Origin of the sequence: Chitinophaga sp. H8, assembly GCF_040567655.1 — a bacterium.
GTDB lineage: Bacteria > Bacteroidota > Bacteroidia > Chitinophagales > Chitinophagaceae > Chitinophaga > Chitinophaga defluvii.
The window spans coordinates 2,711,579-2,727,783 of the sequence record NZ_JBEXAC010000001.1; the positions used below are offsets into that span (position 1 = coordinate 2,711,579).

Sequence of the window (16,205 nt, forward strand, 5' to 3'; positions counted from 1 at the left end):
TCTTGCCTCCCCCTACCTGCCATCCCATTCCAGATACCCATTCACTGCTCTTTCCAGGGAATATAATTCTCCCAGTACCAGGGAGTATATACATCTCCGATAGCTGTTTGCAGCAGGTCTTTAAAAATGCCTTCTCCATTATCGGAATTGGTGAGTATTACAATGGCAATTTTTTTCTCCGGGTAGGCAATGGTGTAATGCCCCCAGCCTATATCATTCCCTTCTTTGAAGTAGGCATGTCCATAGGGCGATTGCAGTATTACATACCCAAGGCCGTAGCCGAGTTGAATGTTATCATTTAACGTAGAATCCTTCCAGGAAAGGGGGCCGAATTGCTTGACTGACCTGATACGTATCTGGGAGTGGGTCATATCATGGAAGGCTTCCTTCGACAGGCGTTTACCATTGATCAGCATGGTATAAAAGCGGTTAAATTCATCCATAGTAGTGGTGAGAGAGCCGGCTGCATTTGCAACTGTTCGCCGGGGAAAGAAGGTGCTGTCGTTGTTCTTGTCATGTCCTACCGCATATGCTGTCTCATATGCTGATTGATATACATAACTGGATGCTGCCATACCACAGGGGTCAAAAATGTATTGCCTGGCCAATGTTTCCAGGCTTTTTCCTGTAATCTCCTGGATAATCATTTGCAACAGGTACAGCCCTTCTCCCGAATAACTCACACGGCTACCCGGTTCAAACTTGATACGTAATTTTTTGTCCGGCTCAAACCACCTGAAATTCGGAAATCCGGTAGTATGCATGAGGCACATGCGGGCGGTGATCTTTTTATACCGCTCATCCCCTTCCAGGTCTTTATAAGAAGACAGTTTGCCGGGAAAGGTGTAGGTCATCAGCGACCTCGGCAGATAGTCTACCAGCGGTTTATCGAGATCGATCTTTTTTTCATCTACCAGTTGCATGACCAGGTGTGCGAAGACTGCCTTGCTGAGCGACAATGCATACAAGGCGGTAGACGACGTCATGGGCTGCCCGGTAGCGGCAATTGCATAACCATAAGCCCTGGAAAATACAGGTTGATTGTTATTGAACACGGTAAGACATAGCCCTGTCACCTTTGCATCTTTCATCAATTGCTGGACCTGCTGATCCAGCCGGGCTGCTTCAATAGAAGTGCCGTCAATATGCCGGATAGACTGTGCAAAACTACTGGTCAACAACATTACCATTGAGATGGCAGAGAGCATACCTGTAAGTGACCGCATACTATTCCATTTAATGTCTGAAAAGTTGGTTTGCAGTTAAAATTACATCATTTATAGCTTTACTTAAATCACTTCACAGATCCCTCTAATCCCCTTACCATGGCTCAACTTGCATTCAAACTACACCATAAACCCTTACTCACACTACTTTCCCTTATAGATAAAGCCTATATAAAGCCTATATGAAGCCTATATAAAGCCCAGATAAAACCTAGCTAATTAAGGAGGCTTTATCTTGCCTTTATCTAGGCTTAAAGAAGGCATAAAATTTATTTTATGCTGATCTATGATTTTGGGTTATATTGCCTATGCAACCCCTTATTGTAGAATCATATAAAATTTCATCCATGGCTAAACTATCCGGTGGACTCCAATTTACAGGCAGCATCAGTGGCATGTCTGCTTACAGAATGAAAGGATCAGACGAGATCATTTTCCGTACCAAAGGCGGCGGTTCCAAAAGCATGATCAAAAGATCACCCAGTTGCCTGCTTACCAGGCAAAATGGTACAGAATTCAGTGGCTGCGGAAAAGCTGCTGGCAGTATCAGAATGGCTATACAGCCAGTATTGCGCCTCAGTGATTATAACTTCACGGGTACGCTTACCGCTTTATCTAAAAGCATTCAGTTGTTCGACAAAAAACATCTCCGGGGACAACGAGCCATCTGTTTTTCTGAACACAGGTATTTACTGGAAGGTTTCCAATTAAACAAAACACATCAATTTGACAGTATTATCAGGCATCCCCTGCAATGTGAGGTGATGCGTAACAGCAGAAAAGCGGTGGTACAATTGCCGGATCTGCTCCCCAGGCTTAACCTGTTCATTCCCTGGCAATATCCGTTGTACCGTTTCGTCTTTTCCCTGGGCGTGGTGAAAGACACTATCTACAGTAAGGCTGGCTACCCTACCCATTCCAATCCGGATGGATACTGGCCGGTATCTGTAGAAACCAACTGGCATCCCGTGCAGGAAGTGCTTACCGGAAAAACCTATACCCTTCAGCTGGCAGAAAAGAAAGCGCTGGAAGATAATCAGAGCCTGGTACTCGCGGTAGGCATCCAAATGGGAATACCTACCTCTAATAACTTCACAGCCCCTGTTGCTAAAAAAGGAAGTGCCCGGATTATCATGGTACGGTAGCAACTTTAAATTTCCTTTAAATTCCCGCTTTTCTTTTGTGTTTAAATACACAATGGAATGATAAAAAACGGAATTATCCGGATAAGCTGCCTGTTGGGTCTGTTGCTACCTGTACTGGCCTACGGGCAGCAAACGGGCAGGCATAGCCTGAAAGCACAGATAATAAGCCAAAGCAATATGGAAAACCTCCCATATGCCAGCATAGTGATTAAAAGTGCTGCTGACAGCAGCTTTGTGAAAGGGGGCATGACAGACCTGCATGGAAAAATACAGCTGAAAGATATTCCGGCAGGACATCACCTGGTGCTGATCAGCTTGCTGGGATATCAAAACAAACAGGTATCCTGGGATACCCATACTCACCAGGATCTGGACCTTGGCAAGGTCCAGTTAATCATGAGTACCGCCGCACTATCCACTGTAGAAGTGGCAGCTAAAAAAAACCTGCAAAGTCAGTCTCCCGAAAAACTGGTATTTGACGTCACCCAACATATCAGTGCAAGGGGCGGCACCGTGCTGGAAACTATGAAAGCCTTGCCTGGCGTTACGATCGATAATGAAGGCAACATTGTTTTGCGGGGCAGTAAAAATGTACAGGTATTGGTTGATGGCCGTCAATCCGGTATCACAGGCTTTGACCGCTCCGGCGGACTGGATCAGATCCCTGCCTCTGCTATCGAAGCGATCGAAATTATTAATAATCCTTCTGCTAAATATAATCCCGATCAAATGGCGGGTATCATCAACATCAAATTTAAAAAGGATTATAAAAAAGGATTGAATGGCCAGGCAGGACTTACCCTGGGTACCCGTCAGAAATACAATCCCTCCCTCAGCCTCAACTACCGCACCGGGAAAGTAAACCTGTTTGCCCAGGCAGATGCCCGCTGGCGTAAGTTTGTTAAGATTGATAAAACCGTGGAACGGACAGAACTGACAGCTGGTAAACCTTCCCGCTACATCCCACAGCACTACCGCAGTGATAACACCCAAAATGAACAGATCTTCAAAGCAGGGATAGATTACTTCTTCAATGAAAGGAATACCCTTACATTCTTCACCCTGTATAAACATGAATTTCACCGGGACATGGGCAAGCTGAACTACGACCTGCTGGATGCCAACAAAGTGCCGCAAAGCGGCTACAAATGGAATTACAACGAGCCGGAACGTAATAAGGCATTTGACTATGCCCTGCTCTATAAACACCAATTCAAACAACCGGGCCAGACATTGCATGCAGAACTCATTTATACCAGCTCCGAAGAAGATGAACGTTTTACATTTGACAAACTGCTCACGACCGACTTTGCCAACTTTCAGCGTATCCGTAATGAACGGTCCGCTCTACTGGAAGCTGAAGGTACGTTCAATGCCAAAGTGAGCTACCTGCGTCCATTGGGCAAAGGCACACTGGAAACCGGTGTCAATAGCATCATCCGTAATATCAGTGTAGACTTTGCCTATGATACACTGGATCTGAATACCGGTATCTATGGGAAAGTACCTGATATTGGCAGCTTTTCCCGCTACACCACCCAATCTTATGCGGTATATGGTAACTATGAACTGAAAACAACCGGTTATGAGCTGGAAGCTGGCCTGCGCCTGGAACAGTTTCTGGCCAATTACCGGGTAGACCCTTCCAATCCCGTCTATCGTTCCAACAGCTATGATTTTCTCAAACCATACCCCAGCGTACGTTATACGAAAATACTACCCGCCAATAACCGGTTAAGCGTTTATTATAATTACCGGATCAACAGACCTGTATTATCTGATCTGCGTCCCTACCCCAAATATGATGATCCGGTAAATCTGAAAACTGGCAACCCCAATCTGCGCCCGGAATTTGTACATGCAGTTGAAATTGCCTGGCAAAAGACTTTTGCTAATTCCAGTATTACTACCTCCTTATATCATAAAATACGGGAACACATTATTTCACCTATCGCAGTACTGCCCGAAACAGGTACGGACAATATCACCGCACATGTGATACCGGAAAATATCAATGGCGGTACCAATACCGGACTGGAATTAATTTACAGCACGGACCTTTTCCCCTGGTGGAAACTGAACGTAAATGGCAGTACTTACCTGAGCCGCCTGCATCCTTTCCATCTTACCAATGCCTATGGACAAACCATTAGTGGCACGCAGGAGGAAATAATTTCATACAATGCCAAAATGGTATCGCAATTCTTATTGCCGGCAGGATTTTCTTTACAGGCAGTGGCCTACTATGTAGGAGCTGATCTTGTTCCACAGGGGAAGTCACTCGATCGCTTTGCACTTGATATGGGTATCGAAAAACAATTGTTCAAAAACGGTAAACTTTCTATCAGTGCCACCGACCTGTTTAAAACACTCCAATTTGGCAGCAATATCAATGGCACCAATTTTAGCCTATATTCGCGGGACAGGTACGAAACCAGGATTATATATGCTGGATATACCCATAAATTTTAAACAGGATGAAGCTGTTGATCATTGAAGATGAACCTGATTTGCTGGCGGAAATAGTACTCTATATGACAGAGCAGGGATTCTTATGCGAAACAGCGATTACTTATTCCGAAGCAGAAGACAAACTTCATGCTTATGAATATGAAGTGATCATACTGGATATTGGATTACCAGGTGGTAGTGGACTGGATCTCCTCCTGGAGCTAAAAGCACATCACCCTGAAAGTGGTATTCTGATCATTTCTGCCAAAGATTCTTTAAGGGATAAACTCACCGGACTGGATATGGGGGCGGATGATTATATCACCAAACCATTTTATCTGGAAGAACTGAATTCCCGTATCAATGCCCTGCTTCGCCGTAAAAACTTTAATGGCAATACCAGTATTACACTGGGCGTACTTACTATTGACACCAAAGCCAAAACAGCTTTTGTCAATGAGAATACACTATCCTTAACGCTAAAAGAATATGCCCTGCTGCAATACTTTGTAATCAATAAAAACAGGGTATTAAGCAAGCAGGCAATTGCAGAACACCTGTGGGGGGATGATTATGATATGGCAGACAACTACCATTTTGTATATGTGCATATCAACAACCTCCGCAAGAAAATACAGGCAGCCGGTGGGCCTGATTACATACACTCCATTTATGGAATGGGTTATAAATTTGCAGAGATATGAAGCTGCTGCATAAAACCACACTCTGGTATATCATTTGCATGCTACTGGTATTACTGATTACAGGTGGTGTACTATCCGTAGTGTTACAAAAAGAGGTCAACGACGAGTTGGATGAGCAGCTCATGATGGAAGCAATGACCATAAAAACAGAAATCTCAAAAGGACAGCCACCACATAGTGTACGGATATGGATTGACACGCTTCAGACGGCTACGGTGGACCATACAGGCATTTATCGCGACTCCCTGGTATTTGATCCCTGGCAGCAAAAAAATGAAGACTACCGTATTCTGACAATCACAGACCAGGTAAATAACCACTACTATCGTATTCATGTGATGAGTACCCATATCGGCGCTGCTAAATACTATACCACCATTGGACGTACTATTTTTATTGCAGCACTGCTATTGGCCATTATCGCCGTTTTCATCAACTATATCCTTTCCAGGAATATCTGGCAGCCGTTCTTCTCCAATCTGAAAACCCTGCAATCCTTTTCTGTAAAAGATACTCGTACCATACAACTGCAAAGCTCGGACATCAGGGAATTTAATGCGCTTAAAACCGTCATGGAAGACCTCACTGCCCGTACCCGGCAGGAGTATATCAGCCTGCATGAATTTACCGAAAACGCTTCCCATGAAATACAAACGCCCCTGGCTATTATCCGGACCAAGCTGGACCGGCTTAGCCAAATGGATATTGATGCGCAGATGGCCCAACAAATAGAGCTGGCCAGACACGCGGCGGAACGGTTGTCCCGCATCAATAAAAACCTGCTACTACTTACCAAAATAGAAAACAACCTCTTTGAGTCCTTTGCCAACACTGACCTCAGCCTCCTGGCAAAAGAACAAACCGCACAAATGGAAGAACTGTTTGCTATGCGGGACATTACCCTTTTGACCAACATAGCAGGGTCTGTACCTGTTGAAGCCAACACTTACCTGGCAGAGGTACTGCTCTCCAATTTATTATCCAACGCCTTACAGTATACCCAGGAACATGGCAAAGTATGGATATCCCTAAAACAGGATAGTTTGGTGATAAATAACGAAGGAGCACCACTCCCCTTTTCCAGCGAGATATTATTTAACAAATTCACCAAAGGTTATCATGACCGGGGTACGGGCCTGGGCCTGGCTATTGTGAAACAGATTTGTCAGCTGCACCAATGGCAGATAACTTACAGATTTGAAGCTGGTATCCACCAATTTACAGTAAGATTTTAAGGTGTCACCGGCATGCCTTACATTTGGCTTTTGCCTGCTATGAATAAGAATATTGTTTTAGCCAGTACGTCTACACTTTACGAAGGGACTTACTTAGATTACTTATTGCCAACGATCCGGGAATTATACCAGGGTGTTACGGAAATTATCTTCATCCCCTATGCAAGACCAGGAGGAATATCTCATGATGATTATACCGCCAGGGCGACCGATTTTTTTGCTACCGCAGGTATTACGGTAAGAGGGCTCCATACTTTTGACAATCCGGCAACTGCCATCCGCAATGCGGCAGGATTTTTTACCGGTGGTGGTAATACCTTCCTGCTGGTAAAACAATTGCATACACTGCAATTGATGACGGCATTAAAACAAGCAGTAGAAAGCGGAAAACCTTACCTGGGTACCAGCGCCGGGAGCAATATTGGTGGGGTCAATATGCAAACCACCAACGATATGCCTATTGTTTATCCGCCCAGCTTTGACACCATGGGCCTGATACCGTTTAATATCAACCCCCATTACCAGGATCCTATCCCTGGTACCAAACATATGGGGGAAACCAGGGAAACACGTATCCATGAATTTCATTCTCAAAACGCCATACCAGTGGTAGGATTAAGGGAAGGTAGCTGGATACGCGTAAAGGGTAACCGTATTACACTGGAAGGAGCACTCACGGCTCGCATCTTTGAACAAGGCAAAACACCTTATGAACTGAAGACCGGCGCTATCATCCCCTTCTAACCACACTAACCAGTATATTATACATCAGCAACGGGTATCCAGCTGACCAGGAGGGAGCCGCTGCTTTTTTTTCTTCCACATAAGGGTATCGTTTTCTTTAAGTGTTATATATCCAGGGTAAACCCGGTAACACTTACAGTAAGGATGCACAATTATAAAAACATCTCCTTCTTTGAAGGATTGAATTCATTACGTTTCCTTGCAGCATTATTGGTAGTCATCCATCATGCAGAAAGCATCAGGCATAAATATGGCCTGCCCAACCTATCATGTTTGGGGCTCTTCAGAAATGGCGGCACTGCTGTGCTCTTCTTCTTCGTCCTGAGTGGATTTCTGATCACTTATTTACTACTAAAAGAAAACAACCATACAGGTACCATCAGCATCAGCAAATTCTATCTGAGCCGCCTGTTAAGAATCTGGCCTTTGTATTATTTACTGATCATCATCGGTACCGTTATTTTACCGTTGCTCTTTAACCTGCTGCAACTGGATTACAAACTCCCATACACCCTTGGAACCACCTGGTATTATTTCGTTTTCTTTTTGCCCGGACTGGTTACTTTTTTCTATGGGCATCATTTCCTGGAAGCATTGTGGTCTATCGGTGTAGAAGAAGTTTTTTATGTGATCTGGGCCCCTATTTTTAAGTTTGGCAGTAAACGGATCTTACCTGTTCTTTTAAGCATCATTGCCCTCACCCTCACATTGCGGTTAATAGGGCAGCTATTCATTGCGAACAAACTGTTCAACTACCTGATCAACACCTTTCACTTTGACGCGATGGCTATTGGAGGACTAGGTGCTTATTTTGTATACCACAGAGAAAAACCTTTATCTGCCCTCCTGCTCTATAAAATACCTGTGCAGTGTCTGCTTTATCTTATCCTCACCTTATTCCTGTTGTTCAATTCCAATATTGATCATTTTGTATGGAACACACTGTTTAAATTACCGGTTGTTGCGCCCCTGTTTATAAACTTCCTGTTTCTTTACCTGATCATCGGTGTTAGTCTGGTGGAAACGAATCTTATTCAATTGCGCAGCAGATTGTTTGCATACCTGGGCACCATCTCCTACGGCATCTATATGTATCATATGATGATCATTTTTTCTATTGTGCTGATACTAAAAAAAATGCTGATAAAGATGGACTTATTCGGGAGCACACTCCTGTTTTATAGCTTGCTGCTTGTTATGATCATCCTGGTGGCCGGTATTTCCAAATATTATTTTGAAAATTATTTCCTGAGATTAAAAAGCCGGCTACATAAAAAGCAGTACCACAGTTCATCAGACTCCTCCTTGATATGGGTGACGCATAATGGGCAGCCCCCCCAAAAAGAAGCGGCCATCTCAAAATAAGGAGATGACCGCTTCTTTGTTTAAAACGGGATTATCAATCAGCGGACTTCAATAATAAGTTTAATTTTTGTTGTGCCTGATTACGCATGATTACAGCTACCGATTGCCCCATCCAGCGCTGTTGCAGGTATGCCTGCAACAGGTCGGTCATATTATTGACCGGCTCTTCTCCCAGACGGATGATCACATCTCCTTTCTTTAATCCACTCCCTTCCATCACAGATCCCGGTGTAATCGCTACAATCAATACCCCGTTCTGATCAGGCAGGCCGGCAGCAGAACGCTCTCCCAGGCTTTCAATATTTTTGATGGTAGCGCCGAGCCATGTTTGCGTTTCACCTGCTACAGGGGCTCCCTTGATCAGTAATGCCGGTACCGGTGCTTTTTGCGCCTGTTTTTTCAGTAAGGCATTTGTGACACCAAAGCTGTTTTCAATATTCCGTATTCCCAGTTTAAATACCTGTGAAGTGGGCTTAAACTGATAGTTACCCGCAGCAGCATCTTTGAATTGGGGATTCCCACTGATGCTATGTGCATCCAGGTGCAGGGCCTGTGCAGCCTGTAACCCACCCTCCGACATAAAAAAGTTGCTATCGATCCGCTGCCCCCAATGGTCCATCGCAATAGGTGCATAAGGCAAGGTAACCACATTATGGGTAAACACATCTCCACTATTAGCCAGCCATACGTGCGGATGAAAAGAGCTGTTGATCATGATGTTATTCCGGACGATACGGCCATAGCCTTCGCGTAACTTCAATCCTCCGCTCAGGCACACATTGTTTTCAATGATGTAATTACCGGAACCATCGTCCAGGTCAATATCCCATCCATGCGCACAATAAAACCGGTTGTTGTATATCGTGGTAGGCTTCATCGCATCCAGGAAACGGATATCCGGTCTTGCTGCCACCACAGAATCAATAATATTCCGCTCCGGACGCCAGAACCGGTCACGGCCCCAGGAGTTAAAGGCGCCATGGTCTCCTGTTTCAAGTACGGTATTAAAAACGTCATTGTAGGAAATCATATGCCCGCCCCAGCAGCCATCACCAATATTGATACCGGCACGGGGCACATTATAGATCGTATTGCGCGTAACGGTGATGTTGGCCGCCATTTCTATCTGCACGCCGGCACTTTGTTTTTCTACCAGCCCTGTTTCATGGATCAAGTTGCCGGCAGCTTCACATCCATCAGGATAGTTGTCATTTTTAGGGCCGGGCGTATAATCCATTTGCTCCCAGGGAACAAACAGCTCATAACGGAAAGCAGGAGAACGTACTGCATCAGGAGCCCCTACAAAAAGAACCCCGCTGGCACCGGCATTATAAATGTGATTGTCCTTGGCCAGTCCCCGCCGGTTGTAATTGCTGAAAAAGATAGCATTACCTCCCAGCTCATGCAGGATACAATCCGTCACGGTAACCTGTTCCGTGTACTCACAGAAGATAGCCGCCCCCCGGAAAATGGTCCAGTCGCTGCGCAACAACGGCTCCTCTGTACGCATAAACGTACGGTTTGTTCCGGTAAACCGGAGACCAGCCACCGTGACCCGCTGCAGCGGTTGCTCCCGGGTTCCCTTTAAAACAATCAGCTCCTCCAGCTTACCCACTGCTATTTTAGCTGATGACAAATCAATCCCCTTAGGTGAATATAGGTACAACGTTTGCTCTTCAGCGTTATAATACCATTCTCCCGGAGCATCCAGTTCTTCAAAAACATTCTCTACAAAAAGGAATTTTTTATGCAAGGGAGCAGGACGGTTATTTTGCCAACCTCCTTCCATTGTCAATTCGTTGTTACTGTTTTTGCCAGTAACGCGGTAATGAAACCCACCCCACTCTCCTGAATGCAAAGCATGTACGTAAGCACCTGCGGGGTGCTTCCACCCCTTTACCCGGGCCTCACTGATGGCATCTGCTGCCGTACCATTAAATACCCTGGCGGAACTGTCATAATCAGGATACCTGGCCATGGGCATGGCATGTCCGTTGAGGTATAAGCGGTCTGGCGCAGCAGCCAGCGGGAGCTTTGCCTTATAAATACCTGGCTGATATGCCGTCCAGGCTGGTTGTACCGGCCTGGCACCGCTTATGGTTACCTGCTCCTGCCGGTAAGGCTGGATTTTCAATGACCGGAAACCGGCTTTATCCGAAGTAACATATACCGTGCTATCCAGGTAATACACCCCCGCTCTTAATAATACCTGTACTGCTTTTCCTTTCATAGCTCCTGCCATAGCAATAGCCTTATGCAGGGTGCGTACCGGACGCTGTAAAGTACCCGGAGCAGCATCACTGCCTTTCACAGATACATAAATATCAGCTTGTGCCATTAAACCGCCAGTGCTTAACAATAATGCCGCCGTTACCATCCGGCATTGCCGTAGTAACCAATTGCTGCCGGATAAATACCGCTTCATGTGCTTAAGTTTCATCTATAATTTTTGTGGGTGATACAGGCTTATTCAAACTTACGATCAATATGCCGGATTCTGGGCAATACTATTATTGGTGATTTCCACATCCGGTATCAGCCAGGTCTGGTTATACGCACCGATCGCATGTATCAGGTTATTACCCCTTACTGTTTGTATTTTGCTGAAAGTGTTAGTACGCTTCATATCCATCCAGGTACTGCCTTCCAGGTGCAATTCCCACTTTCTTTCCAGTATCACCGCGTCACGGAACTGTGGTTTGGTCAACCCTGACAGATCAGGCACCTGTGTAGCATCATTTTTATTTTCCCTGGCCCTCGCCCTTACTTTATTGATGTAGGCATAGGCAGCTGCCGGGCCGTTTATTTCATTCTCTGCTTCTGCAGCAATAAGATACATTTCACTCAGGCGTATCAGTGGCACCGCCATACTAACAATACCGGAGCCGGAAGGACTGATACCATTATCAATGAAAGTGGTATCGATGAACTTGGCAAAAAACGGGGCCAATGTGGCGCCAGAAGGATCCTTATACGTGGTGCGGATCCCCCATGACCTGCGACGGTCGCCCTTAGGAAAGCTGTTCATAAACCAGGGCGCCGGCAACAGCAAGGTCACAAAACCAGGGGCGGTGCAAGTTTGTCCATGTATTGGATTCCCGCCTATACCAGGTACATATAGCACCCCCCAGATGGTTTCTGTTGTATAGGTGGTAGTCTGAAATACTTTGGCATAATCATCTACCAGCTGGAACTTATTATCACCGATTACTTCCAGTGCTTTATCCCTGGCATTTACATAATAGGCCGTTTTGTTCAGTGGATTACCTGCCATGGTAAGATATACCTTTGCCAGCAATGCGGTGGCTACCTTTTTGTATACACGCCCTTTCTGTGGTGCCTCTTCCTTCAGCCCTGCTTCTGCTGCAGTCAGGTCTTCCACAATCTGCTTATAGGCCTCTTCTTCTGTACCCCTTGGCGCCTGCAGCTCATTATAGTTCTGAATGGGTTTAATACGCATAGGCACACCCCCATAAAACTGCACCAGGTTAAAATAAGCATAAGCACGTAAGCACTTCGCTTCTGCTATCAGCGGCGTTTTAGCAGCATCCGGGATACCCGCGGTTCCCAGCTTATCTATAATAAAATTGGCATTTTTAATAATACTGTAGCAATTAGCCCATAACTGCCTGGTATTGTAAAAAAACGGCTCGTGGGCATTACGGTACGTAGGCAATGCCTGCTCATAAGATGCAGAAGGTGCAGCATAAATATCACTGAACATTTCCCGCATCATCTGTATATTTCCCCCCAGCAGATCAGGCACACCATCATAGATCCCCTTTACGGCAGACTCATAGCTTTCAGGGTTATTGAAGAACCCATCAGGGTCCAGAAAGGTGCGTGGTTTTTCTTCCAGTGTTTTTTTGCATCCAAACAGGCTGCACAGCACCAATCCCGCAAGTGTTATAATAGCATAATACTTTTTCATACGAATCGATTGTTCAGGTAATTAGAAATTGACTTTAACACCTACCGTAACAGACTTGGCAGAAGGATATACTCCTCTGTCCCAGCCATTAATACTGGTAGCACTCCAGGAGGCTTCCGGATCATAACCGGTGTATTTGGTGATGGTCAGGAAGTTCTGCGCACTGGCATAGATCCTCAGGCCCGACAAACGGATAGCTTTCAGTACACCGGCAGGCATGGTATATCCCAGGGTGATATCACGCACCCTCAGGTAAGAGCCGTTTTCTACCCACATGCTGTTGGCATAGTCACGGATATAACTACCACTGTTTTCGGAAGGCTTGTCAATCACATTTCCCTGTCCGGGACCTTTCCATCTTTGTTCCCATGCCGCCCTGGTGGGTGTCCATAGCCCATTCATCGTAATGTTGTATTTCCTGAATTCATTCACAATATCATTACCATACGATCCTACTAATAGTATAGAGAGATCAAAGTTTTTGTAAGCAAAGCTGTTGTTAAACCCAAAAGTAAACTTAGGCTGGAGGTGGGATAATACCACCTTATCTTTTGCATCCACTACTTTATCCCCGTTGGTATCTTCAAAAATATAATCGCCCGCTTTCTTCTGCGGTTCACCATTAGCCACTGCTTCCGCATCTGTCTGATAAATACCTGTTACCCGGTTGCCATACAACTGGCTCATTGCACCGCCCAATATCATCGGAAACCAGTTGCCGCCCGTGCCTACTTCCTTATAGGTAATCGGGTTGCCGTATGCATCTTTACCCAGGTCCAGCACTTTGGTGGAGTTGTGGGAAAAAGTAAGGCCAGATGTCCAGTTGAAGGTAGGCGTAACGATATTTTTTGTGGTCAGGTCAAACTCAAATCCTTTGTTGCCTACGGCACCTACGTTCTGTAAAACGGAGCCAAAGCCCGAAGAAGAAGGCAGGGTAACATTCAGTAGCAGGTCGCGTGTTCTTTTATCATAATAATCTGCGGTGATCCTTATTCTTTCGTCAAACAGGCCGAGGTCTATCCCTGCATCAAACTGGTAGGTTGTTTCCCACTTCAGGCTGCTGTTTTCCAGTCTATCCTGCACAAAACCTGTATTTACCTGGTTATCAAATACCACTCCTACATTGCTCAGGCTGGCTAATGTCTGGTAAGGATCAATCGCCTGATTGCCCGATGCACCGTAACTAAGACGCAGTTTCAGGTTGGATACGGCTTTGGCAGACTGCATAAACTCTTCTTCAGATACTCTCCAGGACAAAGCGCCGGAAGGGAAAAAGGCAAACTTGTTATCCTTACCAAATTTGGATGACCCATCATAACGACCCGTTACGGTAAGCAGGTACTTACCTTTATAACTATAATTAATACGGCCCAGGTAAGACACCAGCTTATTATCTCTGTAATAAGTAGAGGGTTGCGCTTTGGTAGTAGCAGAAGCCAGATTATTGTTCTTATACAGATCACTGATAAACCCAACGCCCGTACCGCTTTTCAATTCTTCATACCGGGTGTCCTGGTAAGTGATACCGGCCAATGCTTCTATACGGTGGGCATCAAATTCATTCGTATAATTCAGCAGGTTTTCGTTGATGAACGTCATCCCGTTGGAATAGTTCTTATAAGCCTTTCCGCCCGGTTGTCCGATAGTAATATTGGATGGTGCGTAATAATCCGCCCGGTCGTCGTTCTTATCTACCCCAGCTGTAAGCCGTAATTTCAGTCCTTTGGCCAGTGTATAATTCAACGCAGCATTACCAATGATACGTTGAGATACGGAGGGGTTATACAACTCTTTGGAAATACCTACCGGGTTGGTTTCTCCCCAGCTTACACCGGTAAAGCGGGTATAGGTGCCATCCGGATTGTAGACGCCCTGTGTAGGAGGAATAACCATGGTAGTAAACGGGATCCCGCCACCACCATCAGCGCTGGTATACACCGCCTGCAAATATTTTGAATGCTGAATAGACAAGCTGGTATTAAAGTCCAGCCGGTCGTTTATTTTCTGATCCAGGTTAACGCGGAAAGATATACGCTTGAAACCGGAATTAAGGATAATCCCCTGCTGGTCAAAATAACCAAAGGAAGTATAGTATCTGGTATTTTCGTTACCACCGGATACACTGATCTGGTGGTTATGAACAGGTGCGGTACGATATACTTCATCCTGCCAGTCGGTTCCTTTACCTAATGCAGCGATCTGTGCATCTGTCCATTTTAAAGGCTTCCCGTCATTTTGCGCTACTTCATTCTGCAATTGTGCAAATTCTTTAGCATCGATCAGATCTATTTTTTTTCGTAGCTGCTGTATACCATAATACCCGTCATATACCACCTGTGCCTTTCCGGTTTTTCCTTTTTTGGTGGTAATCATGATTACCCCGTTAGCACCCCGGGAGCCATAGATCGCCGTAGCAGAAGCATCCTTCAACACTTCTATCTTATCGATATCTGCCGGGTTCAATTGAGCACTTAATCCCTCCAGTGGCAAACCATCCACTACATACAGCGGATCATTGCCACCCGCAATAGAGTTGGTACCCCGGATCTTAATAGATACATATTCGCCCGGCTGTCCTGAGCGCTGATTTACCTGCACCCCTGCCGCCTGTCCCTGAAGGGCCTGGGCAATATTGGATACTGCATTTACCTGTGTGATCTTTTCGGCAGAAATAGAGGACACCGCACCGGTGAGGTCTGATTTTCTGACGGTACCATATCCTACCACCACGATTTCATTGAGCCCTTTGGTATCTTCTTTCAGCACTACGGTCAGGGGGGAATTATCCTTCACGTCTACCTTGGTGGTCAAGAATCCTACCGCGCTGAATACCAGCCGTGCTCCTTCCGTTACATTTAATTCAAAGGCCCCGTTTTCTGCAGTAGTAGTCCCAACCGCAGTACCTTCTACTTTGACCGTAACCCCGGGAATACCGGCTCCTTTTTCGTCCGTAACACGACCTTTTACTATCACTGCATTGGTCATTGAAAGGTTATCTCCGGAAATAGCGATCAGGTTATCTCCCAGGAATTTATATCCCAGTGGTTTAGTTATTACTGCATTCATCACCTGCCCGATATCTGCTTTGTCCAGGTTTACATTCAAACGTTCCTGTTTCCGTAGCAGGCGGGCGTTAAAGAGAAACCTGTAGTCACTGTTTTTTTCAATATACTCCAGCACCTTTGACAACTCCACATTTTCCATCTTCATGGAAAACACACGCTGGGAATATCCTTTAGCAGATAACTGCAACGTGATCATCAGTAAAATAAAGCTCAGCTTCATAATAATCAGGCATTTAGCTGCCGCCGGGTGCAGCCGGTAAATGCAGCACCTGTTGCTTTTTTTCATATATTTACTATTGAATTGTGAAATAAATCACAGGCTTGCGTGCAATCTTGTAA

10 protein-coding genes are annotated in these 16,205 nt (G+C 45.4%); 6 read left to right on the forward strand and 4 right to left on the reverse strand.

The features are described 5' to 3' along the window. Positions 1-41 precede the first annotated feature (41 nt). Positions 42-1,226: a serine hydrolase domain-containing protein gene (locus ABR189_RS10175; RefSeq protein WP_354660372.1), complete on the reverse strand. Its 1,185-nt coding sequence runs from the start codon at positions 1,224-1,226 to the stop codon at positions 42-44. 347 nt (positions 1,227-1,573) lie between these two features. Between ABR189_RS10175 and ABR189_RS10180 the strand changes: the two genes are divergently transcribed. From ABR189_RS10180 to ABR189_RS10205, 6 genes are all read left to right on the forward strand, one after another. Then, positions 1,574-2,371: a hypothetical protein gene (locus ABR189_RS10180; protein WP_354660373.1), complete on the forward strand. Its 798-nt coding sequence runs from the start codon at positions 1,574-1,576 to the stop codon at positions 2,369-2,371. Positions 2,372-2,428: 57 nt separating this feature from the next. Beyond that, the gene (locus tag ABR189_RS10185) at positions 2,429-4,843 is read left to right on the forward strand and encodes a TonB-dependent receptor (protein ID WP_354660374.1); all 2,415 of its coding nucleotides are present in this window, start codon (positions 2,429-2,431) and stop codon (positions 4,841-4,843) included. Positions 4,844-4,848: 5 nt separating this feature from the next. Then, positions 4,849-5,526, forward strand: coding sequence for a response regulator transcription factor (locus ABR189_RS10190; protein WP_354660375.1), 678 nt, complete (start codon positions 4,849-4,851; stop codon positions 5,524-5,526). Then, the gene (locus ABR189_RS10195) at positions 5,523-6,761 is read left to right on the forward strand and encodes a sensor histidine kinase (protein WP_354660376.1); all 1,239 of its coding nucleotides are present in this window, start codon (positions 5,523-5,525) and stop codon (positions 6,759-6,761) included. The genes ABR189_RS10190 and ABR189_RS10195 overlap by 4 nt, the downstream gene beginning before the upstream one ends. Positions 6,762-6,773: 12 nt before the next feature. Beyond that, on the forward strand, positions 6,774-7,505 hold the full coding sequence (gene pepE / locus ABR189_RS10200) for a dipeptidase PepE (RefSeq protein ID WP_354660377.1): 732 nt from the start codon (positions 6,774-6,776) through the stop codon (positions 7,503-7,505). A gap of 144 nt (positions 7,506-7,649) precedes the next feature. Next, the gene (locus tag ABR189_RS10205) at positions 7,650-8,870 is read left to right on the forward strand and encodes an acyltransferase family protein (protein WP_354660378.1); all 1,221 of its coding nucleotides are present in this window, start codon (positions 7,650-7,652) and stop codon (positions 8,868-8,870) included. A 34-nt stretch (positions 8,871-8,904) separates the two neighbouring features. On the opposite strand, the gene ABR189_RS10210 is transcribed toward ABR189_RS10205, so the two are convergent. From ABR189_RS10210 to ABR189_RS10220, 3 genes are read right to left on the reverse strand one after another with little or no spacing between them, the layout of a single operon-like run. Further along, a complete protein-coding gene (locus ABR189_RS10210; protein WP_354660379.1) occupies positions 8,905-11,295 on the reverse strand; it encodes a PDZ domain-containing protein in 2,391 nt (796 codons plus the stop codon). A gap of 57 nt (positions 11,296-11,352) precedes the next feature. Further along, on the reverse strand, positions 11,353-12,801 hold the full coding sequence (locus ABR189_RS10215) for a RagB/SusD family nutrient uptake outer membrane protein (protein WP_354660380.1): 1,449 nt from the start codon (positions 12,799-12,801) through the stop codon (positions 11,353-11,355). Positions 12,802-12,822: 21 nt separating this feature from the next. Next, the gene (locus tag ABR189_RS10220) at positions 12,823-16,152 is read right to left on the reverse strand and encodes a SusC/RagA family TonB-linked outer membrane protein (protein WP_354660381.1); all 3,330 of its coding nucleotides are present in this window, start codon (positions 16,150-16,152) and stop codon (positions 12,823-12,825) included. Positions 16,153-16,205: the final 53 nt, after the last annotated feature.

Coding starts and splice junctions, on each gene's coding strand:
- ABR189_RS10175 (WP_354660372.1), bottom strand. CDS start 1,226: ATGCGGTCACTTACAGGTATGCTCTCTGCCATCTCAATGGTAATGTTG.
- ABR189_RS10180 (WP_354660373.1), top strand. CDS start 1,574: ATGGCTAAACTATCCGGTGGACTCCAATTTACAGGCAGCATCAGTGGC.
- ABR189_RS10185 (WP_354660374.1), top strand. CDS start 2,429: ATGATAAAAAACGGAATTATCCGGATAAGCTGCCTGTTGGGTCTGTTG.
- ABR189_RS10190 (WP_354660375.1), top strand. CDS start 4,849: ATGAAGCTGTTGATCATTGAAGATGAACCTGATTTGCTGGCGGAAATA.
- ABR189_RS10195 (WP_354660376.1), top strand. CDS start 5,523: ATGAAGCTGCTGCATAAAACCACACTCTGGTATATCATTTGCATGCTA.
- pepE (WP_354660377.1), top strand. CDS start 6,774: ATGCCTTACATTTGGCTTTTGCCTGCTATGAATAAGAATATTGTTTTA.
- ABR189_RS10205 (WP_354660378.1), top strand. CDS start 7,650: ATGCACAATTATAAAAACATCTCCTTCTTTGAAGGATTGAATTCATTA.
- ABR189_RS10210 (WP_354660379.1), bottom strand. CDS start 11,295: ATGAAGCGGTATTTATCCGGCAGCAATTGGTTACTACGGCAATGCCGG.
- ABR189_RS10215 (WP_354660380.1), bottom strand. CDS start 12,801: ATGAAAAAGTATTATGCTATTATAACACTTGCGGGATTGGTGCTGTGC.
- ABR189_RS10220 (WP_354660381.1), bottom strand. CDS start 16,152: ATGAAAAAAAGCAACAGGTGCTGCATTTACCGGCTGCACCCGGCGGCA.